This is a genomic window from Thermophagus sp. OGC60D27 (genome assembly GCF_052400625.1).
GTDB lineage: Bacteria > Bacteroidota > Bacteroidia > Bacteroidales > Marinilabiliaceae > Thermophagus.
Genome location: NZ_JBQTGH010000005.1, coordinates 242,507 through 266,361 on the forward strand (window position 1 = coordinate 242,507; position 23,855 = coordinate 266,361).

A 23,855-nucleotide genomic window follows, 5' to 3' on the forward strand; every position below is an offset into this window, starting at 1 on the left:
AAGGCAAGGCTTTTTTTATCCATATTCTGGTTCCTGAAAAACAGGGATCGTAGAGCCCATCACCGCTGGTCATGCTCGTTTCAGGATCATTTTTGAGCACCCAGGTCTAAAACTCAGGAACACAATCACGCTCTCTCAAAAAAAGCCGGGCCACCATCAGGATTTCTCTTTATCGTCGGTATCCTCTTTTTTTTCGGCATTCTTTTTATCCTCTACGGCATCATTCCGGGCCTTTTTGAATTCCCGCATACCCTGGCCGAGCCCTTTCATCAGTTCGGGAATTTTTTTCCCTCCAAACAATAATAAAATGGCCAGAATGATAACAATCCATTCCCAACCGCCGGGTATTGCCAAAAATAACGAAAACAGTTCCATATATTTCTTTTAAATTAACAGAAAACTAAAAGTAACAACTTATGCGCAAGCCACACACCCTGCATCTACAAATGTATTAATTAAATTGTGAAAAGAGGCGTGGCCTTTTCCCTAAAATTAATTATCAAAGCTACTTACTCAGCCATCGGACGATGTCGTTTCCGTTGGCATAAAGCAACAACGCAAGCAGAAGAATCATTCCGGCGATCTGAGCATATTCCATAAACTTTTCGCTGGGTTTTCTTCTGGTAACCATCTCATAGAAGAGGAACAACACATGGCCCCCGTCCAGCGCAGGAATGGGTAAGATGTTCATAAAGGCCAGAATCAGTGACAAAAAGGCGGTAGTGGTCCAAAAGCTTAACCAATCCCAGCTGGGCGGGAACAAATTACCAATGGTTCCAAAGCCACCCACTTGTTGCATTCCTTCTTTGGTAAAAACCAGTCGGAATTGTTTCACATACCCCACCAACACATTTACCCCTTTCCTTATTCCGGCAGGGAAAGCTTCAAAAAAGCCATACTTACGTTCTTTCACCTCCAGATAATTGTAAAGCGAACAGGGGGATATTCCGATTTTTCCGGCACTGCTTACCCGAACGGGCAACGACATCAACATCTCATCTCGGTAAAATGAGATGGTTGTAGTCTCTCCGGAGTATTTCTTCAACTCCTCAACAAATTCATAAAAAAACGGTACTTGTTTGCCCCCAACGGCCACCAGACTGTCTCCTTTTTGGATTCCGGCGATATCGGCAGGCATCCCCGTCACAATAGAATCGACCACAAAAGGGATTCGGAAGCCTGCAAACTGCTTCACCCTTTCCGAAAGTAATCTTTGCCCCACCCCTTCCGGAATCGGCAACTGAAATATGGAATCGCCCCGTTTGACGGTCATTGCATGCGGCTCTTCCAGAAAAAGAAAATGCGCCACATCGGAAATGGTCTTGACTTTAAAGGTATCCACAGCCAACACAATATCTCCATCCTGAAGTCCCATTTCATGGCCAACGGGATGATAGGAATAGCCATATTGGGCACCCTCTACAGGGACATAGGATTCGCCCCATTTAAACAGAACCATCCAAAAGATGAACAAGGCAAGGATGAAATTAACCAATACTCCTCCCACCATGATCAATAACCTTTGCCAGGCCGGTTTGGCACGAAACTCCCAAGGTTGTGGCGGTTGCTTTAATTGTTCCTTATCCATCGACTCATCGATCATTCCGGCGATTTTCACATAGCCTCCCAGTGGGAGCCATCCCATACCATATTCTGTTTCGCCCTTCTGAAACTTAAACAAGGTAAAGCCGGGATTAAAGAACAGATAAAACTTCTCGACCCGCGTATTAAAAAGACGAGCAAAAAGGAAATGACCAAATTCATGCAGAATCACCAGAATGGAAAGACTTAGAATAAGTTGTAACGCTTTTATTAAAAACACCATGCTTTTTCTCTTCTTGTTTTGTTTATGGTCCAACTCCGTGGAATTAAACCTAAATTCAATTAATAAATAGTGTCAATTCTCTCTGTCAAAAATATATTATGGACATAAAACCCAAAAAAAATTCCGCAGGAACCTCACAAATATATTGATTTTCTTTATTTTTCAACTATTTCGGCAGCCAACCCTCTGGCCTCTTTATCCGACTCGATATAATCGGAGAAGCAAGGTTTCTCAACAAAAGAGGCTTTGTTCATGGTTTGTTCAATGACCCTCGACATTTGCACAAATCCAATCTTAGAATTCAAAAAGGCATCTACTGCCACCTCGTTGGCGGCATTGATGATGCATGGCATATTCCCTCCCTGATGCATGGCCTCGAAAGCCAGGGCGAGATTCCTAAACACTTCTACATTTGCTTTTTCAAAGGTGAGGGAAGGATATTCCGAAAAATTAAACCGGGGAAACGCATTGGGCAATCGGTTGGGATAACCCAGTGCATACTGAATGGGCAGCCGCATGTCGGGCAGTCCCATCTGAGCCTTAAGGGATCCATCGTGAAACATGACCAATGAGTGGACAATCGATTGGGGATGCACAACAATCTCAATCTGCTTTGGCTGAATATCAAACAACCACTTGGCTTCGATGGCTTCAAATCCTTTATTCATCAGAGTGGCCGAATCGATGGTAATCTTGTCGCCCATTTTCCAGTTGGGGTGGTTCAGGGCCTGACATCGTGTTACCTTTCTGAGAAATTCAACATCTTTTCCACGGAAAGGCCCTCCCGAAGCGGTAAGAATAATTTTCTCCACAGACCGATGATCTTCCCCGTCCAAACACTGAAAGATGGCGGAATGTTCTGAGTCGACAGGAAGCACCGACACCTTTTTTTTGCGAGCCAGATCCATTATTAAATCACCGGCCACCACCAGGGTTTCTTTATTGGCTAAAGCAATGGTCTTCCCGGCCTCCAGAGCTTTCATGGTGGGGAGTAATCCGGCAAACCCCACCAACGCCACCACAACCATATCCACCGTACTCAGCGTTCCAATCTGGGCCAAGGCGCCGGAGCCGGCATATACTTGTATGTGGAGACGAGACAACTGCTCTTTCACCCACTGGTATTTACTCTTATCCCCGATCACAACAACTCCGGGTTGGAATTTACGGGCCTGTTCTACCAAAAGAGTGGCATTCTTCCCGGCAGTGAGTACTTCTACTTCAAAGAGATCAGGGTGTTGTTCTACAACTTCAAGGGTCTGAGTTCCTATTGACCCTGTTGAGCCAAGAAGTGCTATACGTCGTTTCATTAAAATACGAATTATCTAAAAAACTGGTCTAATGGAACTCGCATGACTTAATGTTATCCATCACCTTTCGTGACATTTTATTTATCATGCTCGTTTCGTGTAAAATTCACTAAAATTATTGACTCCCGGGGCTTTTCCAAATGATTGGAACCGACCGAGAGTATCTGCACGACAAAAGTTTTGAACCATCCTGCTCCCGGAAAAAAGGGATAAGTCGAAGCCAACGCTATTGTCATGCTTGCCATATTTTGCTTTTATATGGATTAAAACAGAGGATGCAATTCTTTTGTCCAAGAAATTAAACCGTTCAAAAACGGGCAAACCCTTTCCCCCTTTTAAAAGGAAATATACTCCAGCGGATCAAGGGGAACACCGTTATGCCATAATTCGAAGTGAAGATGGGGTCCGGTTGTCAATTCTCCCGAATTACCCACATTGGCAATGGCTTCACCTGCTTTCACATGCTCTCCGGTAGATTTCAGTAATCGTTCATTATGCTTATACATGGAAATAAAATTATTGGCATGTTGAATTTGTATCACATATCCTGTCTCTACCGTCCAACCGGAAAAGATAACCACCCCATCCATGACGGCAGAAACCCGCGCTCCGGGGCCCGCCACTATATCCACGCCATAGTGTCCTTTGGGGTTTCCGAATTGATTCACCACCATTCCTTCCAACGGAGGAAAAAAGAAAGTGTTTTCAAGCAAGGGATTCAACCCCTTTGCAATTTGATGGTGAGAGTTGAATTTTTCTTCCTGTTCTACCAATGCTCTAAAAACAGAATCTTCTTCAGACTTGGTAAATTCTATGGCTCTCCATCCGGAAGAATCATCCTTATGCGTTTCAGGTAAAGACTCCGAAGCTTCTCCTGCAGAGGCTTCCTGATCTTCATTCGGCACTTCCCCACTAAGTATCATCTGCATATTTTCAATGAACTTATTTCTCTTTTCAATCTCCAAAATGAGAGAATCTACTCTCTCCGCATTTCTGACAATTAACAGGCGCTGATTGGGATCGGGATAACCAGGGATATACTCTTTTAATCCGGTAAAGGCGATCAGAAGAATCACCAAAGCAATAAGCAGAATAGCAGAAAATCCAATAAAAGTGAAAACATTGAGGCGAGATAATCGAACAACCAATACTTCCTGATAGGACTGTTCATTAAAAACCGCGAGTCTATATTTACTCTTTAGTTTCTGAATGAAGGCTTTTCTTTTGTTTTCTTCCATGATTTCAATTAAAGGAATCGTTAAAATAGTTGGTTAATCGAACCCCCGGGCATAACCACCACCGTCATGGTTGGAGAAATTATTCCAACACAATATCGGCAGCCGCATCCATTTTCATCCCCCCGGCTGTTTCAACAAACTATCATCATTTTCTAAATCTGACAAAATTAAGCATTATAATGGATCTATCGAAACAAAAGTTTTTCTATTGGGATTCATTTCCTCTGTTAACCAGCCATAAAAACCGAGCCTTTAAAAATTATTATTTTTTAACACGGAAATCATTTGGAGCAGGCAATAAAAGCTTGTATATTTGCACTCGCAAAAGAGAAATAAAACATCAAAAATATATTGCGGGGTGGAGCAGTTGGTAGCTCGTTGGGCTCATAACCCAAAGGTCGTCAGTTCGAGTCTGGCCCCCGCTACAAAAGCCGTAAAACAATGCGTTTTACGGCTTTCATTTTTTAATGCCTACCATCGCCTCTCCGGTTGTATTCGGTCTCGGTGTTCTCATTTTCTCCAACACACTCTTGATACTAGCGATCCACAAAAATCAGGTTGTCAATACAAATAGGTTGTTCGTCAAAAGATTTTGAATGAATCCAAATAAAAGATTTTATTTGATGTAACAAATAGGCCAGATGAATCTATTCAAACCAATTACTAAATTTTTTCCATTCAATCGAAAAACCAATTGCTTAAAAGATCCCTCCGACTTTTTTGCCAGTTGCTACGCGAAAGAATTGGTGAAATCGGTAAATCCTGCCATCTCCGAGTCCGAGACAATCTCTTCTTTAGAAGCCCTGGCCTTAAAAATATCCAAAATCAGTCGTGCCGAATACACGCTAATTACCAGGCTTACCCCAAAACAGAAACTTCAGGTGGCTGCATTCACACACATGGATCAGCTATTCCCCAACGCACATATAGCCCCGTTTCAAACACCACTATTTCCTGCTTTATTGGATAGCACCATTGTTAACAGTAGCCATGCCAACAAAATATTAACTTCGTTAGGCATAACAAAGCATCACGCAAAGACGGTTACAGCCATGTTGCTCAAAGATCATGAAAACATACCTTTAGGCGTAATATTTATCTTCACCAGAAGCCACCAATCAAAACTCCTTGTCACGAACACCTTGCATTTCTTTTCATTTTATATTGCTTCAGAATTGCGACACATCGCAATCAAAGAAATTCTTGAAAAGAAAAACGAACAATTACTAAAAACAGAAGAAGAACTAAAAAATAAAAACACACTACTTGACAACCTCAACAAAAGATTATCCAGAGCCAAACAAATTGTTGAAGAAAGTAACCGGTTAAAATCTGCCTTTTTGGCCAATCTAAGTCATGAAATAAGAACGCCCATGAATGTGATAATGGGCTTTACCGAATTATTAAGCGCAGAAGACATGTCGTCCAATCAGCGACGAAATTACATTGACATTATCCAACAAAATGCCTCCCGGCTTTTGAATATCATGGATTCTCTCATCGATATTTCACGATTTCAGGCCAAAAAAATTGGAAATGAACAACAGCCTTTTTCATTAAACAAAATTTTAAGACTGCTTTATTCCCATTATCTCTCAGAAATAAACATTTCCGGGAAACCGTTAAACCTGAAAATGACCCCCGGAACAATTGATGGACAAGATACCGTGTTTTTTAACAAGGAAGCAATCTACAAGGTCTTAAACCATCTGATTGACAATGCCATTAAATTTACTGCTTCGGGTTTTGTTCATTTTGGCTATGAAGTAGTCGACAAACAAATCATTTTCTTTGTAGAAGACAGTGGAATAGGAATTCCCGAAGGAAAAGAAAAAGAAATCTTTGATCTGTTCAGGCAAGGCGATCTTCGCCTAAGTCGTCAATTTGGAGGTACAGGCATCGGATTGGCTATTGCCAAAGGCTTTGTGGGTGCCATGGGTGGAAAAATCTGGTGTAGTAATCGTGGAAAAGGGAATGGTGTCACAGGCGCCATATTCAAATTTGCTTTGCCATACAATCCTTCCACTAAAGACCTTTACACAAGAGACAAAACAATGGATCCCAATGAAGGAAGTAAACGACAATTATCATTTCCTGCTGCAACCACCAAACTCAAAAATCTATAAAAGTTCACCTTTTATCGAAACCGTCAAACGACAGCATCTCCTATAGCACCATCAACATCTCATAATCATTTAAAATGCGGCCATCAGCAAACCAATATCTTTTGAAGGAATATTAAATCTATCGCCAATGGTATGATTGGTAAGAATTCCCTTGTAAAGATAAAGACCATGGCTCACCCCCATATCTTCCTTAATAAGATGACTTACACCTCCTGCCATTGCTAACCGCAACAATACCGGAGCAAAAATATTACTTAAAGCAATTGATGCCGTTCGTGCCACACGAGATGAGATATTATGTACCCTGTAATGAATAACTCCATGCTGAATGGTAACTGCCGATTTATGATTTGAAGAACCGCAGGCAGATCCGATGCATCCACCATTTCCCATACTCAAATCGACAATTATCGACCCGGGCTTCATCCCTGCAATTTGATCTTCTGAAATTAAAAACCTGCTTTGGGGATCGAAATAGCGAAGACTACCAATAACGGCATCGGCCGACTTCAGCGCTTTACTAAGGACCTGAGGATGAAGGATAGAAGTAAAAAGCCGTTGTCCGACGTTGCGTTCCAACTCCCGCAAATTTCGATACGAATTATCAAACACTTTAACCTGACAGCCAAGCCCAAGAGCAGCTCTTACAGCAAATTCTCCGGCAGTACCTGCTCCTATAACCACCACCTCAGCGGGAGAAATACCGGTTATTCCTCCCAGTAAAACACCCTTCCCGTTCTTTTCCTTACTTAGATATTCCGAAGCAATCATTATGGCAGCGTAACCTTCAATTTCGCTCATGCTTCTTACCACCGGATAACACTCCGACTCATCTCTCAAAAACTCATACGCCAGAGCATTTATTTTCCGTTGCATTAACTGTTGGATGGATTTCCGATCCTGCTTAAACAGATGCAACAAAGAAATAAGCAACTGCCCTGACGATAAAAGCTGTCGTTCTTCCTCATCAGGGGGAGCTACTTTAAGAACGACCTCACAGCGAAAAGGATCTTCGTGATTATTAACAATCCGAGCACCTGCTTCCGAAAAGTCATGATCAAAATAATTGGCGGCATTGCCAGCACCGCTTTCAATAATAATCTCATGCCCATTGGCAGTAAGCAGTTCCACACCTTGTGGTGTCAGTGGCACCCTATATTCACCTTCCTCCCGTTCGCGAGGTATGCCAAACGACATTGATTTCTGTCTTTTCCCTACTTCCATCAACTCTTCCTTAGGCATCAACCCCGTTTGATTCATGGCGAAATAATGCGATGCACTTTGTCCAATATCGCCCATAAAACTAATCCGTCATTTACAACATTTGATTTCCGGCATAAGTTACAAAAAAAATATGTAGCCTTCAGAAATTAAATCGAGAATAAGCTACAGTCACCCATCCAACAACAAGCTAATCCTCCAGTGTAGTTATATTATCCACAAAGCCCTTTATTGCCACTTTGTTTTGATTATCCGGTTCTGCCAAAGTTCCTCACTCATTACGCCAGAACATCCCAACAACAAAGCATCAGAAATCCTTATCTAGCCCTCGTAACGAAGCGAACGAGTCCCATCCGGATTCTCTGCCATCCAAACATCCAATCGATCGGCAGGTAATACTTCGGCAATTTTTTCAGGCCATTCAATCAAACAGATATCACCACTGTAGAAATAATCTTCATAGCCAATGTCGAATACTTCATTTACATTTTTTAATCGATAAAAATCAAAATGGAAAATACTTCTTTCGTCAGAGGTGACATACTTATTTACGATGGCAAAACTAGGGCTCGTAACCGGATCCGAGACCCCCATCGCCCGACACAATCCCTTGATAAAAGTGGTTTTTCCAACCCCCATATCACCATAAAAGGCGACCACACTCTTCTTGCTTAACACAGGCAAAAATGCTCTGGCCGCTTTTTCTATTTCCTGTTCCGACCGAATAGTAAGTAAATGCTCCATTTTAATTTAAGTTCTTTAAATAATCAAAGGGGAACCAATTCAATCAGAGGGACTAGCATCTCTTCCAAGGAGATGCCACCATGCTGAAATGAATCTTTATAATAATTAACATAGTAATTGTAATTATTGGGATAGGCAAAAAAGTCATCCCCCTTTGCAAAAATATAAGAAGTAGAAATATTTATGCGTGGCAAAAAGAAACTTTCAGGTTTTTTCACCTCAAAAACGTCTTTAGCCTTATAGGCTAAGTTTTTTCCCTGTTTGAATCGCAGATTGGTATTTGTATTTCGATCGCCAACAACTTTCAGGGGATGCTGAACCCGAATAGAGCCATGATCGGAAGTGAGGATTATGCGGACTTTTTCACCGCTAAGCCGCTTAAGCAATTCAAACAATGAAGAATGAACAAACCATGATCTTGTCAGGGAACGATAAGCCGCTTCATCCGCGGCCAGTTCGCGGATCATCTTAAGCTCGGTACGCGCGTGTGAAAGCATATCAATAAAATTGAAAACAATCACATTGAGGTCATAAGATTTTAGTTGATCGGAGTTTTCTGCCAGTTTTTTTCCCGATTCACTATCACTTATTTTGTGATAGGAAAAAGAAAAAGAACGACGCATACGATCTAAAAATGTCCCTATCAATTCTTTTTCGAATTGGTTTCGTCCCCCTTCTTCATCGTCATCGATCCAAAGGTCCGGATAGAATTCCTGAATTTGCAGAGGTAATAAACCGGAAAAAAGAGCATTTCGTGCATATTGGGTTGAGGTCGGTAATATGCTGCAATATAAATGGTCGGCTGCCACATCAAAAAAGGGTCTAAGATCGGATCGAATGGTTTCCCACTGATCGAGTCTGAAATTATCAATAACTATCAACACCACTTTTTCTCCCTTATCGAGAAATGGGAGAACATAATCTTTAAAAACCCTGTGCGACATCAAAGGCCCCTTCTTATCAATAAGCCAATTTTCATAATTGCTTTTGACGGTTCTTGCAAACAACTGATTGGCCTCATTCTTTTGCATCTTCAATACTTCATCCATGGGGCTGTGTGTGCTTTGAAGTTCCAGCTCCCAATAAACCAGTTTTTTATACACCTCCTGCCATTCATTCCAGGAAAGATGATCGCTCAGTCGGAAACCAATATTCGAGAATTCAGCTTGATAATCACTGGTTGCTTTCTGCGAGACTAAACGATCCCTGTCCACATGCCGCTTAATGGACGACAATATTTGTGTAGGTTTAACCGGCTTGATCAGATAATCGGCGATTTTGCTTCCAATAGCCTGATCCATGATATCCTCTTCTTCACTTTTTGTAATCATAATAACCGGCAGGCTGGGCCTCATCTCCTTAATCCTGAGGAGGGTTTCAAGCCCGCTCAGCCCGGGCATATTTTCATCCAGGAAAACCAAATCGAAATGATTTTCCTCCAGAATATCCAGAGCATCATTTCCATTGGAAGCCGTATCTACCACAAACCCTTTCTGCTTAAGAAAAATCAAATGCGCTTTGAGATGCTCTATCTCATCGTCGATCCATAATATTCTGATCTTTTTTATCTCTTCCATAAGCTAGTTCTTCTAAGAAAAATGCTTTCCTGTTACTCATTTTTCGCCCTTTCGGTATAGGGGTACTTCGGTATTTCACTGTCATTAATAACAATGGATGAGCGATCACTTCCGGGCAGGTATTCTTCCAAAAAGAATTTCACATAATCATCCAAATCACCGGAATTATGAATTTGTTTCCAGTTGGTATCTGCAACAACCATCACCAATGGTTCATTGGCATTCTCTACACAAAAAACAGAAGGCTGATTAATCAAAGAGAACAGATAATCAAGTGCAGTTCTTTGATCTTTAAATGGGCCGGTCATAAGGACCGTTCGCTCCGAAACCGACTGTGAAATTTCCAATTGAAGCCTTCCTGTGGCATAATGGTCAAAATTAAAATTGGCCAGCTGAAAGATCAGTTCATTAACATCGGTATTCTGATCAACAACGACGATCAGATGGTGAACCGAGTCCGTTGCCGTCAAAAATTTATTCGCCACCAACAATTTTTCTGTGGAAACTTGCCCTTCAGTAAATTTTGTAGAATCCGGTACGTCAAAATATGCACCAAAATCAATTTTTCCCGGCTTTTCACCACTTTTTAACTTCTGCAGCCAGTAGTCAGCCACCTCTGCCTGTTGAGACTGTGGAAAATTATCCACAACTTGCTGCAATTGACTGGTGGTTAATTTGTCCTCATCCATCTGGGTATATGCCAATGCATTAAGCAGATAGGCTTGAGGCATCAGAGGCTCATAATTTTGGATCATGATAGGCTTGGTTGCCTGGACCACGGATTGCCAGCTGCCTCTTTTCAAGTAAAGGTATGCGCGGTTATAGGTTTGTTCCATTTCCGTCTCCAACGCATCAATATTTTCAAGAAAATCAGTATTGCTAACAATTTTAGCAAAACGACTTTGGGGGTAATTTTGTGTAATCACATTACTGTAATGCCCCATGCATTCTGTATCGTTCAATTCCCTGCAGGCCAAATAGATTCCCATAAGAGTTTGCTCGACATATGGAGATTCAGGATATTGCGCCAAAAGTTGCTCAAATAAACTTACCGCTTCAGAATACTTATTAAAATTATTTGCCAGAATATTACCGGCATTAAACAATGCTTTTTCTATCCTGCGATGCGCTTCCTCCTTTTGTTCCGAATCTAAAGGTAATCCGGCCAAAAGGCTCTCGCGGTCTACCATTTCCGATTGAAACAATTCTGCAGGTTTCTCTGCGTTTGGTTGGGCAGAGGCGGGATTTTGAGCAAATGGATCATCGGGCATCACTGGATTATCTTCGGCTTGTTGCATCTGCATCTTTTTATTGGACCGACGCCAGTTGTCTTCCAACTTCAGACGGCCCCATCGCTTTTCAAATTCCATTTTGCCCAGACTAACCATCATCTGGTTGTAAAAATACCATTCTCCCGACTCACTTGACATGCCGGAACTTATATTGCCAAAGTTACGATAAAAAAAGGCATCATCACTATTGTCAACAAATTGATCTGATGCCGCTTGTTCCTGCCTTTGTTCCAATAATTGCTCAATAAACAGGTCTCTTTCATTCTCCGGCATTGATGCAATCCTCAGAAGACTATCTTCATATTCAATAACATTAAGATTTTCGGCCAGCGGTGACAGTTTTCTCTTTATTTGTTCAATTTCTGCAATACCTTGGTAATCCTCCGGCAGTGAAGTTAAGGTCGAATCGTAATAGGCATCGGCCGAAATGTAATTTCCCAATTCAAAACTGACATCTGCCAGTTGTTTAAAAACCATTCCTCTCAAGACAGGATTTTCAGCCGCGTACCCTGCAGCTAGTTGTAAATTAGCCAAGGCCATAATCGTATCTCCCTCCCGGAACCAAGTATCTGCAATGGCATAATAAATCTGGCCACGAAAAAACTGATTTTTATATTCTGCGGCATACTTCTCCAGTATATCTCTCGACATTTCCGGATGATCAGGGGCCCCTTCCAGAAGTGCTTGTTGAATTCTGGCATGTATGGTGGTTTCGTAGTCGGGTTTTAACTGTATCACCCTATCAAAAGCCTGTAAGGCAATATTCCTTTTACCCAATTTTTGTGCGATCTGCCCAAGCACAAAATTCCACCGCACTTTCTCCCACCTATCATGGGTATTGCCAGCAGCCTGACGACAATATTCCAACGCATTGATATAATTTCCTTGTGCCAGCCAAAACCAGGTCAGAGTAGATTGTTCCAATACAAAATAACGTTTTTCTCCCCCGGCTTCCGATTGATAAAGTTTCAATAATCGATCAGCATTTTCAAAGTCCTCGAGTTCAATATAGGCACGTGCCATCCACAGAAAAGCTTCCAGTCGCACCTTTTGCCCGGGGAATACCTGCAACACCATGTCAAAAGCACTAATGGCCTCATACCATTTTTGAGAATAGATATGTGCCTTTCCAATTAACATCCATGCATCATCCACCCAACGGTTGAATTCATTCTGATCATAAAAATCACGATACTCGATGTTGGCAGAGGTTGGCTTTTTCCCGGGCTTTGCAGTGATAGAATGTTTTTCAATCAGTTTCTGTCCTTTTCGAATGGCCCGGTTCATCTGCGACAGGGGCACTTGTCCCTGAGCCTGATTACAATAGGCAAACATGGGCAGCAAATCAAAAAAGTCATTATTCAGTGATTGTCGCATTTGCTGCCGCCCCTCTTCAAAACTTTGAAGACCGTTAAACAAAACATTATACTTGGCAGTAAGATTGTGATAACTTCTGGAAACCCAAGTGTTTTTCTTCGTAGAACAATGAACGAAGAGCAACAACGTTACTAAATATATCAGGTATTTTCTCTTCATCTATAGAATCCTGCTGATAATACATTATTAACTGTTATGCAGCAAAAATATTTTCCTAAGTGGATGAGAAAAAATATTTTTATGCATTCAACAACAAAGATAATCATACCAACGGAAGAACATGAGAGTGGATATCATTGAAGATGACCCTGTTTTTAATCGAATTATTGAAGAGATTATAACCAAAAGCGGGAATCATGAAATTAATACCTATTTCAATGCAATAAGTTTTTTAAATCAACGATCTCCCTCTCCGGATATTGTAACTCTCGACCTAGGATTGCCGGATATTCACGGCTCCGAATTAATGAAAAAAATAAAAAATCTCTATCCTGAAACCGAAGTCATAATAATCTCCGGTCAAAATAAAATATCTCTGGCCGTACAACTACTCAAAGAAGGCGCATACGACTATATCGCCAAAGATGAAAATATCAAAGAGAGACTTTTACACACTCTGAAAAAAATTGAAGACCATCAGAGACTAAAGCAGGAATTAATAGATCTCAAAACCGAGATTGCCGTTCGGTACCAATTTCAACAAACGATCATTGGAAACAGTAAGAACATAAAAAACTCATTTCCTCTTATTGAGAAGGCCATTAAAGTTCCCAATATAAATGTTTCACTTCACGGCGAAGGGGGTACCGGAAAGAGCTTAACAGCCAAGATCATTCATTATAATTCACAACGAAAGAATCATCCTTTTGTATCGCTGAATGTCACACCTAAAATGAATGACCAACTAAAAAGCTTGTTATTGGGCATCGAAAAAAACGATTCGGAAGGAAATACCAAAATCATTCAAGGAAAAATAGAGGAAGCCGGCGAAGGCACTTTATTCATTGATGAGATTGCATTTTTGAATCCAGAAATACAATCGCTGCTTTTAAATATTCTTCAGGATAGAAGAATAACCAGAATTGGCGGCAAGAAAGAAATCCCTGTAAAGTGCCGCTTTATTTCTGCCACCTGTTTCGACCTTTTAAAGGAAGTTAAAGAACAGAAGTTCAGGGAAGATCTTTACTATCATCTTATCGGATTACCCATATCCCTGCCTCCCCTCAGAGAAAGAGGAAATGACATTATACTGCTTGCATCCGAATTTCTGAAAGTCTTCTGTCAGGAAAACGGATTACCTGCCTCCTCTTTAACCCCTACTGCAAAAAAGAAACTTCTTTCTCATTCTTTCCCGGGAAACATCAGAGAATTAAAAGCCGTTATCGAATTGTCGGCCGTTCTCTCCAACGATGGCATAATAGACGAGAAACACATTATTTTTAACGCATCGGAACCAGCTCCCGCGCTATTTCATGAAGAACTTACCCTCAAGGAATACAATGAAAGGATCATCCTCTACTTCCTCGGGAAATACAAAAATGTAATGACAGTGGCTAAAAAACTGAATATTGGGAAATCTACCATTTATAATTTACTAAAAAGTAAACATTCCGAAATTCAATAATCGGATGGATATTCAAAATGGCCTCCCGTCAGTCCAAAGAGTTTCTCTCCCAAATTATGTCATCGGGTGTCAATGAAAGCATGGCCGGCAGGACTCGACTTCCGGTCCCGTCTGATTCCTTTTGAGATCAGACGGCCTCCACTTTAACGATCTCCGGGACTCTTTGCTTCACCACCATTTCCACGCCCCCTCTGAGGGTTTGCAGACTCATGGGACATCCGTTACAGGAACCTGTCAGCTTTACCTTTACACACAAATCGTCAGTAATTTCTATAAATGAAATATCACCACCATCCGATTTAAGATATGGCCGAACCACATCCAGTGCTTCTAAAACCCTTTGGGTCAGTTTTTCCCGCTCTGCATCCATGATTTAATTATTTTCTGGTTATTTCAACTACTCTTGTCGGGGGTAAATTTTGGTTGCGTTCGTCCACGGACGTCACAACGGCTTCGGCCAGTTCAGTAAACGCCCTTCCAGTAACAGTATCCGGGTTCAGCGCAGAAGGTTCTCCTTTGTCACCGCCTTCGCGAATGCTCTGCACAATAGGAATTTGCCCCAGCAATCGGGTCTTCAACTCCTCGGCAAGTCTACGACATCCTCCTTCTCCAAAAATATAATATTTGTTATCGGGGAGTTCGGCAGGAGTAAACCAAGACATATTTTCAACCAACCCGAGGACAGGCACATTGATTTTATCTCCCTTAAACATGCTAATCCCCTTTCTCGCGTCGGCCAATGCAACATCCTGCGGAGTGCTCACAATAACAGCCCCGGTAATAGAAATGGTCTGAACCGCAGTAAGGTGAATATCACTGGTACCGGGAGGCAGATCAATCAGCAAATAGTCCAGGTCGCCCCAATCTCCATCGGCAATCAGTTGTTTCAGCGCATTGGTTGCCATGGCACCACGCCACACCAACGCATCATCCGGATCCACAAAATAGCCGATACTCAAAAGTTTTACGCCATATTTTTCTACCGGAATAATTTTATCCTTTCCGTCTATTTTGCGAAGCAAAGGACGGGCATCCTCAGTATGAAACATTTTAGGGATAGAAGGCCCGTAAATATCGGCATCCAAAAGTCCTGTTTTATAGCCCATTCGAGCCAATGCCACCGCAAGATTGGCAGACACAGTAGATTTCCCCACCCCTCCTTTTCCTGAGGCAATGGCAACAACATTTTTTACTTCCGGCAATAATTTTTGTGCAGGTTTGGGAACGCGCGGATTAATTTTAATAAAAATATTTCCTTCTATTTCAGCATCCTCACCCACATACTTTTTGATCGCCTGAACCGAGGCTTTCTTAATGGAAGCAATAAATGGATCATTGGTCCTGTCAAATTTAAGACTGAAACTGATTCGTTTCCCATCAATGCGTATATCGTCTTCGACCATACCCAGGGAAACTATATCTTTTTGCTTTTCGGGATGTACAACGTGCTTTAAGGCATCTATGATCAGCTTTGGATAGAAACTCATACCAGATCTTATTTAAACTTTATAAATATAAGGCAAAGGTAAAAAAAAACAGAAAGTGAGCAATAGTTTATTTGCCTCGATCAAAACCCTTCAGGTTGCCAGAATACTTTAGGGAAATCTACCACCTTATCGTTTACCACTTTTAAGCCCTCCGCCTCGAGTAACTGCTGCATGGTTTCCGGATTAGGGAAAGCATGTTTTCCGGTAAGCATCCCATTGCGGTTAACCACCCTGTGGGCGGGGACAAAGTCGGAGTGCGAAAAAGCTTTGTTCATGGCCCACCCCACCATTCTTGAGGCTCCTGGTGAACCAATGGCGGCAGCGATCGCACCGTAAGTGGTAACTCTACCGGGTGGAATCAGCTTTACCACTTCATAAACCTTAACAAAGAAATTATCATTATCCACGATTGCTCTCAATTCAAGCGAATAAAATCAGAAAGAATCATTGATCAGCAGGTTGTTTTTTGCTGCGGTATTTCACCCCTCTACCCGCGCTGCGATAACTGTCTGGCTCAATTTCAACATCTGGCTCCGTAAGCTGCGAGGCTCCATGAAGTTCAAATTTCAAGTACTTAATCGGGATGCCTTGTCCCAACCACTTGGTTTCATAATAAGTTTTAATACTTAAAATTTCATTCTGATACCCATTGCCATACAAGTCAGATTCATCCACCAATGGTGTAATCATATTTTCTTCCAACATTGCCTTGGTATAGGTATAAAGAAAATTGCTATCCGTTTTGAGATGAATCACCCCATGGGGTTTCAAAAATTGGCTGTATCGCTTAAGGAATACGGTACTGGTCAAACGTTTCCTTACTTTTTTCATTTGAGGGTCGGGAAAAGTCAGCCAGATTTCATCCACTTCCGAATGCCCGAAGAAAGAGGCAATAACCTCAATTCTCGTCCGTAAGAAGCCCACATTTTTCAGGCCCTCATTCAGTGCATCGGTAGCGCCACGATGCATCCTGCTACCTTTAATATCTACTCCGATAAAATTTTTATCCGGATAAAGTCTGCCCAATCCAACTGTGTATTCACCTTTTCCGCATCCCAACTCCAGAACGATCGGATTATCATTCTTAAAAAAATCCTGTCTCCATTTTCCCTTTAAAGGATGATCGGCATTGAGCACATCCTTGAACTCGGCTTGCACCACATGCGGATAGGTGTCCATTTCCGCAAATTTTTTCAATTTATTTTTACCCACAACCAATAATTTGCTTGAACTAATCAGAATTAACTTTCGGCTTTGCCGCTTTTTCGATCCATAGAGAGAAGGACCCGACACCCGGCAAGGTCTCCCGTCTCATTCCCTGTGTTACAGAAAACCTATATTGCCCTGGAGAAGTCAATTTTACATCTCTTCTATAAATCCAGTATAACGTTTTTCTATTGTCGTTTCCGCGGCCAATCCATTGTCCGGTAGGTTCAGCCAGAAAATATTCCATTGTATCGGTCTGCATGGTGCCATCGGGGCCCTCCACTTCTATAAAGAGCCACATATTACTATATGGATAATCGTTGGTATGAACCAGAGAAAACCCAACATTCAAAACCTGAGAAGTATCGTTAATAACCGGTTTAAACACCAGGGTAGAGTCTTTATCCCACGATTGGGCATAAAAATCGCTCCCCTGCTCGTAAAGAGTGCTATTTTGACAGGCACCGACCACAAAAACCAGGAAAGTCAATTTCCACAGCCAACTAACTTTTGCTGCCATTTGATGGGTTGGAAGTTCTTTTTTTGTTTCTTCTGTTCTGATTGCCGCCATTTCCGGATCTATTAAAACTTTTTCTTCGTTTACTCTTCTTTTTCCTTGACGATTTCTTATTTTGATTATCGAAGCGTGTTATACTGTCTTCACCGACAACATTAGTATAGTCAATTTCGGTATTAATATTATTAAATGTTTCGGAAGTAAGTTTTTCAACTTTCTGCCCCTTTTTATTCAACTCAATAATCTCTTTCACTTTATCTACGGCCAGCATCACCACATTTCCGGAATTTTCTCTTCCGGCCGCAAACCACATCAATCTTTTAAAGATATCGGTTTTAATATGGTAATAAGTTTCAGATTCCGTTTCCAGAGGAATATTGGTTGGCGGAAAATCTTTTTGGGCATCAATATAGGTATCCAGCTCATAGTTGAGACAACACTTCAATTTTCCGCATTGTCCCGCGAGTTTTTGAGGGTTCAGCGATATCTCCTGATACCTTGCAGCATTGGTTGTTACAGAAACAAAATTGGTAATCCAGGTGGAACAACACAGTTCTCTTCCGCAAGGACCAATACCGCCGATTCTGCCGGCTTCCTGACGAGCACCAATCTGTCTCATCTCGATTCTGACTTTAAAACGATCGGCCAATACTTTTATCAGCTCGCGAAAGTCGACCCGTTCATCAGCAATGTAATAAAAGATGGCCTTGGTGCGGTCACCCTGATATTCCACATCTCCGATCTTCATATTAAGGTTCAGTTGATCGGCGATACGTCGCGACTCCAACATGGTTTCATGTTCCAAAGCTTTGGCCTCTTCCCACTTATCAATATCCACCGGCTTTGCTTTACGGTATATCCGCTTATATTCATAGGCTGCGGGGTCCAGATTGCTTTTTTTCATTTGTAAAAGCACCAACTCTCCGGTTAACGTTACAACGCCGATGTCATGTCCGGGAGAAGCCTCAACGGCCACGATATCCCCTTTTTTGATTTTCAGCTGATTGCTGTTACGGTAAAATCCCTTTCTGGTATTTTTAAACTGCACTTCAACAATATCGGTGGTTTTTCCTCCACCCGGAAGGTCAGACAGCCAGTCGAACACTTCAAGTTTGCCGCACCGACTGCTGCAAGTATTGCATTTGCTGGTATGCGCAATGGTCTCTGTTTCCATAAAAACGCGATTTAAGAGAGAGCTTTGAACCGTACTGGTTACTGTCCGCTGTGGCCACCTATGATCCAATAAGAATCACATGGGTCCCGTCACGGAGCATGGAAAACCGGTCAAAACGGACGGGTAAACACTCGCCAGGGAAATCCCCTTCAATGCTCTCAGGATATATATAAATTTTAACTACTAAAGGCAGATTCAGACCAAATTGTTCGTTACCCGGAACAATCCGCTAATCTGCATCGACATATCGAAAAGCACAAGTTTATTGTTACCGTTCTGTTCAATGTGTGCCAGTGCAAGCTCATATTCCTTGACCATCTGTTCCACATTTCGATCGTTCACAAAAGACTTGAAGTTTTCGATAAATTTATTTTCGGACGGAGTGGCATAAACCAGCTCCGGTATATTAAAATTGGCAATATAACTTTCGCGCAAAATCCGGATGCTGTATTCAAGCAAGTTTTTCAATTGCTCTTTAGGGAGCAAAGCGACCTTATCCACCCACTCATTAATGGCTGCCAAATTACCGGAATAAGCATTGCGCATGGCCGAGACAAACAAGGAATGAAACAGCTGTTTTTCCTCACTGTTTTTAATGATATTACGCGCTTCGACAAAATTACCTCTGGAAATCCGAGCTACAGATTTTGCCTCTTCTTCCGGGATCTGAAAAGTTTCCTGAAGAGCGTGCACCATTGACTCATCATCAATCTTCGGAATTTTAAGCTGCTGCGTTCGGGATAGGATGGTTGGCAATATCCCGGCAGGATAATCAGATATCAAAAGAAATAAAGTTCTAGCCGGCGGCTCTTCCAAAATTTTCAGCAACCGATTGGCGGCTTCTTTTCCCATCTTTTCCGGCTGCCAAATAATCATAATCTTATATTTGGCCTCAAATGCCTTGAAACTAAGTTTTTTTATTATTTCATTTCCTTCCCTCGAAAAGATTCTCACCTGTCCTCGTTCGGCATTCAGGAAGGATGACCATTCATGTTTGGTAAAATAGGGGCTCTGCGCCACAAATTGGCGCCACTGACTAAGAAAGTCGTTGCATACCGAGGGCGTATGACCGCCCTTATTGATCACCGGAAATACAAAATGCAAATCGGGATGTACCAAACGGGACATCTTTTTGCACTCCGGGCAAACCCCGCAGGAATCTTCCGGACCGGGATTTTGACAATTCACATATTGAGCAAAAGCCAAGGCAAGAGGAATCAATCCTGCTCCCTCCGGTCCCGTAAAAAGTTGAGCATGACTAATCCTGTCTTCTCGAAACATGGATATCAGATGCTCTTTTATCGACTTTTGTCCTATTACATCTTTAAACAGCATATCAAAAACTATCTTAACAAAGCTGGAAGATCCGACAAATGCCAGATTTAAAAGATCATTCTTCCAAAAATACTAATTTTCAACTTCCTTTCTCAATCCTTTTTCTTCGCCACAATTTGAAGTTTTCATCAGCTAGTGGTCAAAGATAAGAAAAACATTCGGACACTCTTTGTCTAAATTATTATCCTACTTTTGTAAAACCCGCCATAAGATTGTTGAAAAAAACCTTTGCCAAGTGACGCGATCAAAAGAACCTGTTGCCAACAGGCCCAAAACCATACTTATCTGTCCACTCGACTGGGGGCTTGGACATATGTCACGCGACCTGCCCCTTATCAAGGAGTTCAGGAAGCACGGTCATCGGGTGATTGTGGCTGCTTCTTCAAGACTTATCGAATGGCTTAAAACGGAATACTCTGACACAGAAACAGTATTTTTCCCGGGACCAGAAATACGCTATGGACAAAAAGGAACGCTGATACTGAAGTTGTTGTTTCAACTTCCACTGTTAATATGGTGGTACTTCCGGGAGAAAAGATATACTGCCAATCTGATATCCCGATATCATCCTGATCTGATCATTTCCGATAACCGATACGGGGTAAGACACCGTTCAACATTTTCCGTTATTGTCACCCACCAGTTGATGCTGAAACTCCCCCTATACATTAAATGGTTTGAATATCCATTGCATCTGTTAATCAAAAAGCTGATACAATTCTTTGACGAATGCTGGGTGCCCGACTTCAAAAAAGAATTTTCTCTGGCCGGCGATCTGGTTCACAAATACCGATATCCCAAAAACATCAAATTGATTGGTCCTCTTTCACGGTTCGACGATTCCAAAAACCAATTAAAATATAATCTAGGCTTAAAACCCGGCACCCTATTGGCCATCATCTCCGGCCCTGAACCGCATCGCACACTATTGGAAAAAGAACTAATAAAACTATTTGATCATTACCGAGGGAAAGTTTGCCTGATAAGAGGGAAAGGATTCAACCGGAGGTTTTTAAAAGCTCAAACTGCAACCAGGGAAATATACAACCACTTACCTACCCCGGAACTACATGAAAAAGCAGCAACCTCCGAAATCATAATCACCCGTTCGGGTTACTCAACCATCATGGATATGTACATTCTAAAACAAAGCATGTTTATGATCCCAACTCCCGGACAAACCGAGCAGGAATATCTGGCCAAATTTCATCATAGAAAAAGTCCGTCGAAATTCCCCTTTGAAGAGCTGAAACGTCTCCGACCATTCTATTTTACCCCACCCCCCGACGATATTAGAGCGGCAGCCATGAAAAAAGACTTCCGAGAGATTCTGAAAGACTTTTTAGAATAGTTTAATCATCCCCAATTCATGGATCAAAATTTTATGGAAACTCAGCAATGCATTTAGACCCTAATGACTAGATTTTCATAATAATTACCCCCTGTCCTGCAATGGTTCAATCGTCGACAAAAAACCACCATTCATCACAATTAAGCAACCTTTTGTGATAAAACCAGTATCCACTAAAAATGATTATGGAGAAACAGGAAACTTTTCTGAATATTCTCCGTAACAATTCGAAACAAACCAAAAAAAGAAAAATGAGTCTCTCGCTAGTCGCACTGTTTACAGGCGTCGCTTCATTTTTGTCTTACTTTGCGATTCGTAGGTTCTTCCCGGAATTGGCAAGAAAACAAGCTTCCAAACAGCTTGAAGAAGTGCTGTTCCCCAAAGGGAACCGACAGAAAGATGAAGTCTTAAAAGCGTTTCGCGAAATAACAGAGGGTCGTTTCAGCGAGGAAGAAATGTTAGACTATTTTTTCAAGATAAAAGGGTTGCAGACCATTGAAATAAATTCAAAAACCAACTTTTGGTTAAAAAAATATCTTTTCAGCCCGACAACGATTAAACTTAATTATTTTGAACAAGTCAATTTTTATAAAACGTTCTTGAATTTACCGATTGCCCGAATGGAAAGCCCTGCAAAGCCGATGGATTCTCCGTCCAGACCTTCGGACAAACAACCTACTCAAAAGAATCACATTGTTCGACTTAGTAAAACCGCTCAGTAAATAACTGAAATAAAAAATACGAACACCCGGCAACTGCTTCACTTATTCTTCATGGCCCTTGATAGTGTTGCAATACAACCGGGTGTTCTTCTTTATAAAGGTTTTCTTTGATTTTTATTTTATTCCACTGCACTTTTTTTTGGCACAGATACAAAAAAACAGATCATCCCATTGTTTTTCAGAACGATAACAATTCAGCCGGAACAATAGCGGACGGCGATGAAGTAATTCAATCAGTTATTTCGGCAGTCATGGGATTTTTCAGCCCTTTAACATCCACAAAGACAGCCTTGACGGAGCCTACGAGTATTTTTGCTTCCACCACAATCGGGATCCGACACTCATCATCGGTTACCCAGACCACCATATCTTCTCCTTCTTCAAAGATAGTACCCTCCACCAGCAGCGGGGAAAATTTCAAGCACCTAAAGCGACGGCCATCTCTGTTTTTAATGATTTCTTTTCCGAGGAATCTAATATACAAATTATGCACCTCGCCGTCAACGATCAAATTAATGGGAATCTTATCATTGACTTCATACCTCGAAAAATCAATATTTCGGGCCTGATAAACCATTGATAAAAGATCATAGGAGCATTCAGGCCATGTCAATACGGTATCAAAATTGGGACGTTTCGGTTTTTGAATATTGGCTCGGATAACCCGTTCTTCTCCATCAAACAAATAGTGGTGTTGGGCCTGATAAGATCCCTCATTGGTTTTTCGAAGAAACTCAAAGGGGCGCAGGGAATGAGGATCCACCCAAACATCAAAACTGTCTCTAACCTTAAAAAACAGATCATAAGTTTTATAGGTATTACCGTAGGCCTTCATATGCCAGGCGGGTTTTCCTTGCCAGGCGGCTTCTTCAACCCCAAAAGTCACCAGTCCTGCGTTAATCCATATAAAGCCCCAATTATAGTAGGCATGATAGGTTACCTCCTCTCCCGGGGCAAAAACATTCCGGTTGTTGAAACACTGGCCCGATATTTCAACTAAGGAACCCCAAAGAAATAGGATCAGCAAAAAACTAAAAATGGATTTATGGGATAAAACCATTTTATAATATCGGACACATCGTTTCATTGGCTTTTACTATTTTACTTCCTTTACAAATGATTGCACCATAGGGATAGATCTTTTTGCCCATAAAATCTTCCTATCGGTTGACAGCATGTTCAGGCATTAAAGACACACTCCTGCATTGAGCGGATTTCAAGTCAACGAGGTTCTCTATCCAATACTCCACCAACTCGGCTTACTGATTCACCCCACCAATTTTGTTTTCAATCGACTGTATTTTGCCATCCATCCTACCGGAGCGCCCTTTCCTGGCATCAATACTAATGGTGGAATAAATCCTGTCGGCAACGGGTTCAAGAATCAAATACGCTTTGTTAACTACGTCAAGCGCCTCTTCAAGAGTTTCGGTTTCGATGGTTGTCCCCATTGAATCCAGGCGATAAGCCACTCCGCTATCCCTTACATATTCCAGTACTTTACTAACATATTGACTGACACTGGCCCCTTTATCGGTGGGAAACATTGCAAAATTCAATAAAACTGACATAACTTCTTATTTGAATAAAATTCAATTCAAAAAAAATTAAAACAAACATTATGGAACGCATCTTTTGTCATTTTCAGTTTTTCTGCCGGTTGGTTTCAGCAGATGAACAACACAAAAGCCCGTCCAATTCAAATCATTATCAAACAAAAATCCATCCT

Annotated in this window: 21 protein-coding genes and 1 tRNA gene; 5 read left to right on the top strand and 17 right to left on the bottom strand. The window is 41.6% G+C overall.

What is annotated here, in order from left to right:
• Window positions 1-156: 156 nt before the first annotated feature.
• The 4 genes from ACT29H_RS08120 to ACT29H_RS08135 form a co-directional block, all read right to left on the bottom strand.
• Window positions 157-375, bottom strand: coding sequence for a Sec-independent protein translocase subunit TatA/TatB (locus tag ACT29H_RS08120; protein WP_444821121.1), 219 nt, complete (start codon window positions 373-375; stop codon window positions 157-159).
• A 130-nt stretch (window positions 376-505) separates the two neighbouring features.
• Entirely contained in the window at window positions 506-1,825 is a 1,320-nt protein-coding gene (gene rseP / locus ACT29H_RS08125) for an RIP metalloprotease RseP (RefSeq protein WP_444821122.1), read from the bottom strand.
• 155 nt (window positions 1,826-1,980) lie between these two features.
• Window positions 1,981-3,135, bottom strand: a complete 1,155-nt coding sequence (locus tag ACT29H_RS08130; protein ID WP_444821123.1) for a 1-deoxy-D-xylulose-5-phosphate reductoisomerase — start codon at window positions 3,133-3,135, stop codon at window positions 1,981-1,983.
• Between the two features lie 335 nt (window positions 3,136-3,470).
• Window positions 3,471-4,373, bottom strand: coding sequence for a M23 family metallopeptidase (locus ACT29H_RS08135; protein WP_444821124.1), 903 nt, complete (start codon window positions 4,371-4,373; stop codon window positions 3,471-3,473).
• Window positions 4,374-4,725: 352 nt separating this feature from the next.
• Here ACT29H_RS08135 and ACT29H_RS08140 point away from each other — a divergent pair.
• Together ACT29H_RS08140 and ACT29H_RS08145 are read left to right on the top strand one after the other, a co-directional pair.
• Window positions 4,726-4,798: transfer RNA gene (locus tag ACT29H_RS08140), tRNA-Met, on the top strand.
• A 216-nt stretch (window positions 4,799-5,014) separates the two neighbouring features.
• Entirely contained in the window at window positions 5,015-6,499 is a 1,485-nt protein-coding gene (locus tag ACT29H_RS08145; RefSeq protein ID WP_444821125.1) for a sensor histidine kinase, read from the top strand.
• Window positions 6,500-6,568: 69 nt separating this feature from the next.
• Here the strand turns inward: ACT29H_RS08145 and ACT29H_RS08150 are convergent, their stop codons facing one another.
• The 4 genes from ACT29H_RS08150 to porW all read right to left on the bottom strand — a co-directional run bounded on the left by ACT29H_RS08150 (window position 6,569) and on the right by porW (window position 12,869).
• The gene (locus tag ACT29H_RS08150) at window positions 6,569-7,798 is read right to left on the bottom strand and encodes an alanine dehydrogenase (protein ID WP_444821126.1); all 1,230 of its coding nucleotides are present in this window, start codon (window positions 7,796-7,798) and stop codon (window positions 6,569-6,571) included.
• 243 nt (window positions 7,799-8,041) lie between these two features.
• Window positions 8,042-8,464 carry a tRNA (adenosine(37)-N6)-threonylcarbamoyltransferase complex ATPase subunit type 1 TsaE gene (tsaE, locus tag ACT29H_RS08155; protein ID WP_444821127.1) on the bottom strand — a complete coding sequence of 141 codons (423 nt, stop codon included), beginning with the start codon at window positions 8,462-8,464 and terminating at the stop codon, window positions 8,042-8,044.
• 23 nt (window positions 8,465-8,487) lie between these two features.
• Window positions 8,488-10,041: a T9SS response regulator signal transducer PorX gene (gene porX / locus ACT29H_RS08160; RefSeq protein WP_444821128.1), complete on the bottom strand. Its 1,554-nt coding sequence runs from the start codon at window positions 10,039-10,041 to the stop codon at window positions 8,488-8,490.
• 32 nt (window positions 10,042-10,073) lie between these two features.
• Window positions 10,074-12,869, bottom strand: a complete 2,796-nt coding sequence (porW, locus tag ACT29H_RS08165) for a type IX secretion system periplasmic lipoprotein PorW/SprE (RefSeq protein ID WP_444821129.1) — start codon at window positions 12,867-12,869, stop codon at window positions 10,074-10,076.
• 121 nt (window positions 12,870-12,990) lie between these two features.
• Here porW and ACT29H_RS08170 point away from each other — a divergent pair, with 121 nt between their 5' ends.
• On the top strand, window positions 12,991-14,334 hold the full coding sequence (locus ACT29H_RS08170) for a sigma-54-dependent transcriptional regulator (protein WP_444821130.1): 1,344 nt from the start codon (window positions 12,991-12,993) through the stop codon (window positions 14,332-14,334).
• Between the two features lie 127 nt (window positions 14,335-14,461).
• Here the strand turns inward: ACT29H_RS08170 and ACT29H_RS08175 are convergent, their stop codons facing one another.
• From ACT29H_RS08175 to ACT29H_RS08205, 7 genes are all read right to left on the bottom strand, one after another.
• Entirely contained in the window at window positions 14,462-14,704 is a 243-nt protein-coding gene (locus ACT29H_RS08175) for a NifU family protein (protein ID WP_444821131.1), read from the bottom strand.
• Window positions 14,705-14,711: 7 nt separating this feature from the next.
• On the bottom strand, window positions 14,712-15,821 hold the full coding sequence (locus tag ACT29H_RS08180; RefSeq protein ID WP_444821132.1) for an Mrp/NBP35 family ATP-binding protein: 1,110 nt from the start codon (window positions 15,819-15,821) through the stop codon (window positions 14,712-14,714).
• Window positions 15,822-15,901: 80 nt separating this feature from the next.
• The gene (locus tag ACT29H_RS08185) at window positions 15,902-16,228 is read right to left on the bottom strand and encodes an MGMT family protein (protein WP_444821133.1); all 327 of its coding nucleotides are present in this window, start codon (window positions 16,226-16,228) and stop codon (window positions 15,902-15,904) included.
• Between the two features lie 37 nt (window positions 16,229-16,265).
• Window positions 16,266-17,033: a tRNA (guanosine(46)-N7)-methyltransferase TrmB gene (gene trmB / locus ACT29H_RS08190; RefSeq protein ID WP_444821134.1), complete on the bottom strand. Its 768-nt coding sequence runs from the start codon at window positions 17,031-17,033 to the stop codon at window positions 16,266-16,268.
• Window positions 17,034-17,052: 19 nt separating this feature from the next.
• Window positions 17,053-17,547: a gliding motility lipoprotein GldH gene (locus ACT29H_RS08195; RefSeq protein ID WP_444821135.1), complete on the bottom strand. Its 495-nt coding sequence runs from the start codon at window positions 17,545-17,547 to the stop codon at window positions 17,053-17,055.
• Window positions 17,531-18,718, bottom strand: a complete 1,188-nt coding sequence (locus ACT29H_RS08200; protein WP_444821136.1) for a PSP1 domain-containing protein — start codon at window positions 18,716-18,718, stop codon at window positions 17,531-17,533. Before ACT29H_RS08200 ends, ACT29H_RS08195 begins: the two co-directional genes overlap by 17 nt.
• A 195-nt stretch (window positions 18,719-18,913) precedes the next feature.
• On the bottom strand, window positions 18,914-20,053 hold the full coding sequence (locus ACT29H_RS08205; protein ID WP_444821137.1) for a DNA polymerase III subunit: 1,140 nt from the start codon (window positions 20,051-20,053) through the stop codon (window positions 18,914-18,916).
• Between the two features lie 235 nt (window positions 20,054-20,288).
• Here ACT29H_RS08205 and ACT29H_RS08210 point away from each other — a divergent pair, with 235 nt between their 5' ends.
• Both ACT29H_RS08210 and ACT29H_RS08215 read left to right on the top strand, forming a co-directional pair.
• Window positions 20,289-21,404: a glycosyltransferase gene (locus ACT29H_RS08210; protein WP_444821138.1), complete on the top strand. Its 1,116-nt coding sequence runs from the start codon at window positions 20,289-20,291 to the stop codon at window positions 21,402-21,404.
• A 185-nt stretch (window positions 21,405-21,589) separates the two neighbouring features.
• Window positions 21,590-22,126 carry a hypothetical protein gene (locus ACT29H_RS08215; RefSeq protein WP_444821139.1) on the top strand — a complete coding sequence of 179 codons (537 nt, stop codon included), beginning with the start codon at window positions 21,590-21,592 and terminating at the stop codon, window positions 22,124-22,126.
• 229 nt (window positions 22,127-22,355) lie between these two features.
• Here ACT29H_RS08215 and ACT29H_RS08220 read toward each other — a convergent pair whose 3' ends face one another.
• Window positions 22,356-23,213 (bottom strand): DUF3108 domain-containing protein, encoded by an 858-nt coding sequence (locus tag ACT29H_RS08220; RefSeq protein ID WP_444821140.1) that lies wholly within the window; start codon window positions 23,211-23,213, stop codon window positions 22,356-22,358.
• A gap of 172 nt (window positions 23,214-23,385) precedes the next feature.
• The gene (locus ACT29H_RS08225; RefSeq protein ID WP_444821141.1) at window positions 23,386-23,697 is read right to left on the bottom strand and encodes an MTH1187 family thiamine-binding protein; all 312 of its coding nucleotides are present in this window, start codon (window positions 23,695-23,697) and stop codon (window positions 23,386-23,388) included.
• Window positions 23,698-23,855: the final 158 nt, after the last annotated feature.

Excerpts from the sequence above, each read along its gene's own strand:
- ACT29H_RS08150 (WP_444821126.1), bottom strand. The coding sequence starts at position 7,798 with ATGGGCGATATTGGACAAAGTGCATCGCATTATTTCGCCATGAATCAA.
- ACT29H_RS08200 (WP_444821136.1), bottom strand. The coding sequence starts at position 18,718 with ATGGAAACAGAGACCATTGCGCATACCAGCAAATGCAATACTTGCAGC.
- ACT29H_RS08130 (WP_444821123.1), bottom strand. The coding sequence starts at position 3,135 with ATGAAACGACGTATAGCACTTCTTGGCTCAACAGGGTCAATAGGAACT.
- ACT29H_RS08220 (WP_444821140.1), bottom strand. The coding sequence starts at position 23,213 with ATGAAACGATGTGTCCGATATTATAAAATGGTTTTATCCCATAAATCC.
- ACT29H_RS08215 (WP_444821139.1), top strand. The coding sequence starts at position 21,590 with ATGGAGAAACAGGAAACTTTTCTGAATATTCTCCGTAACAATTCGAAA.
- ACT29H_RS08120 (WP_444821121.1), bottom strand. The coding sequence starts at position 375 with ATGGAACTGTTTTCGTTATTTTTGGCAATACCCGGCGGTTGGGAATGG.
- ACT29H_RS08205 (WP_444821137.1), bottom strand. The coding sequence starts at position 20,053 with ATGCTGTTTAAAGATGTAATAGGACAAAAGTCGATAAAAGAGCATCTG.
- porW (WP_444821129.1), bottom strand. The coding sequence starts at position 12,869 with ATGAAGAGAAAATACCTGATATATTTAGTAACGTTGTTGCTCTTCGTT.
- ACT29H_RS08180 (WP_444821132.1), bottom strand. The coding sequence starts at position 15,821 with ATGAGTTTCTATCCAAAGCTGATCATAGATGCCTTAAAGCACGTTGTA.
- ACT29H_RS08170 (WP_444821130.1), top strand. The coding sequence starts at position 12,991 with ATGAGAGTGGATATCATTGAAGATGACCCTGTTTTTAATCGAATTATT.
- porX (WP_444821128.1), bottom strand. The coding sequence starts at position 10,041 with ATGGAAGAGATAAAAAAGATCAGAATATTATGGATCGACGATGAGATA.
- ACT29H_RS08175 (WP_444821131.1), bottom strand. The coding sequence starts at position 14,704 with ATGGATGCAGAGCGGGAAAAACTGACCCAAAGGGTTTTAGAAGCACTG.
- ACT29H_RS08195 (WP_444821135.1), bottom strand. The coding sequence starts at position 17,547 with ATGGCAGCAAAAGTTAGTTGGCTGTGGAAATTGACTTTCCTGGTTTTT.
- ACT29H_RS08145 (WP_444821125.1), top strand. The coding sequence starts at position 5,015 with ATGAATCTATTCAAACCAATTACTAAATTTTTTCCATTCAATCGAAAA.
- rseP (WP_444821122.1), bottom strand. The coding sequence starts at position 1,825 with ATGGTGTTTTTAATAAAAGCGTTACAACTTATTCTAAGTCTTTCCATT.
- ACT29H_RS08225 (WP_444821141.1), bottom strand. The coding sequence starts at position 23,697 with ATGTCAGTTTTATTGAATTTTGCAATGTTTCCCACCGATAAAGGGGCC.
- ACT29H_RS08135 (WP_444821124.1), bottom strand. The coding sequence starts at position 4,373 with ATGGAAGAAAACAAAAGAAAAGCCTTCATTCAGAAACTAAAGAGTAAA.
- tsaE (WP_444821127.1), bottom strand. The coding sequence starts at position 8,464 with ATGGAGCATTTACTTACTATTCGGTCGGAACAGGAAATAGAAAAAGCG.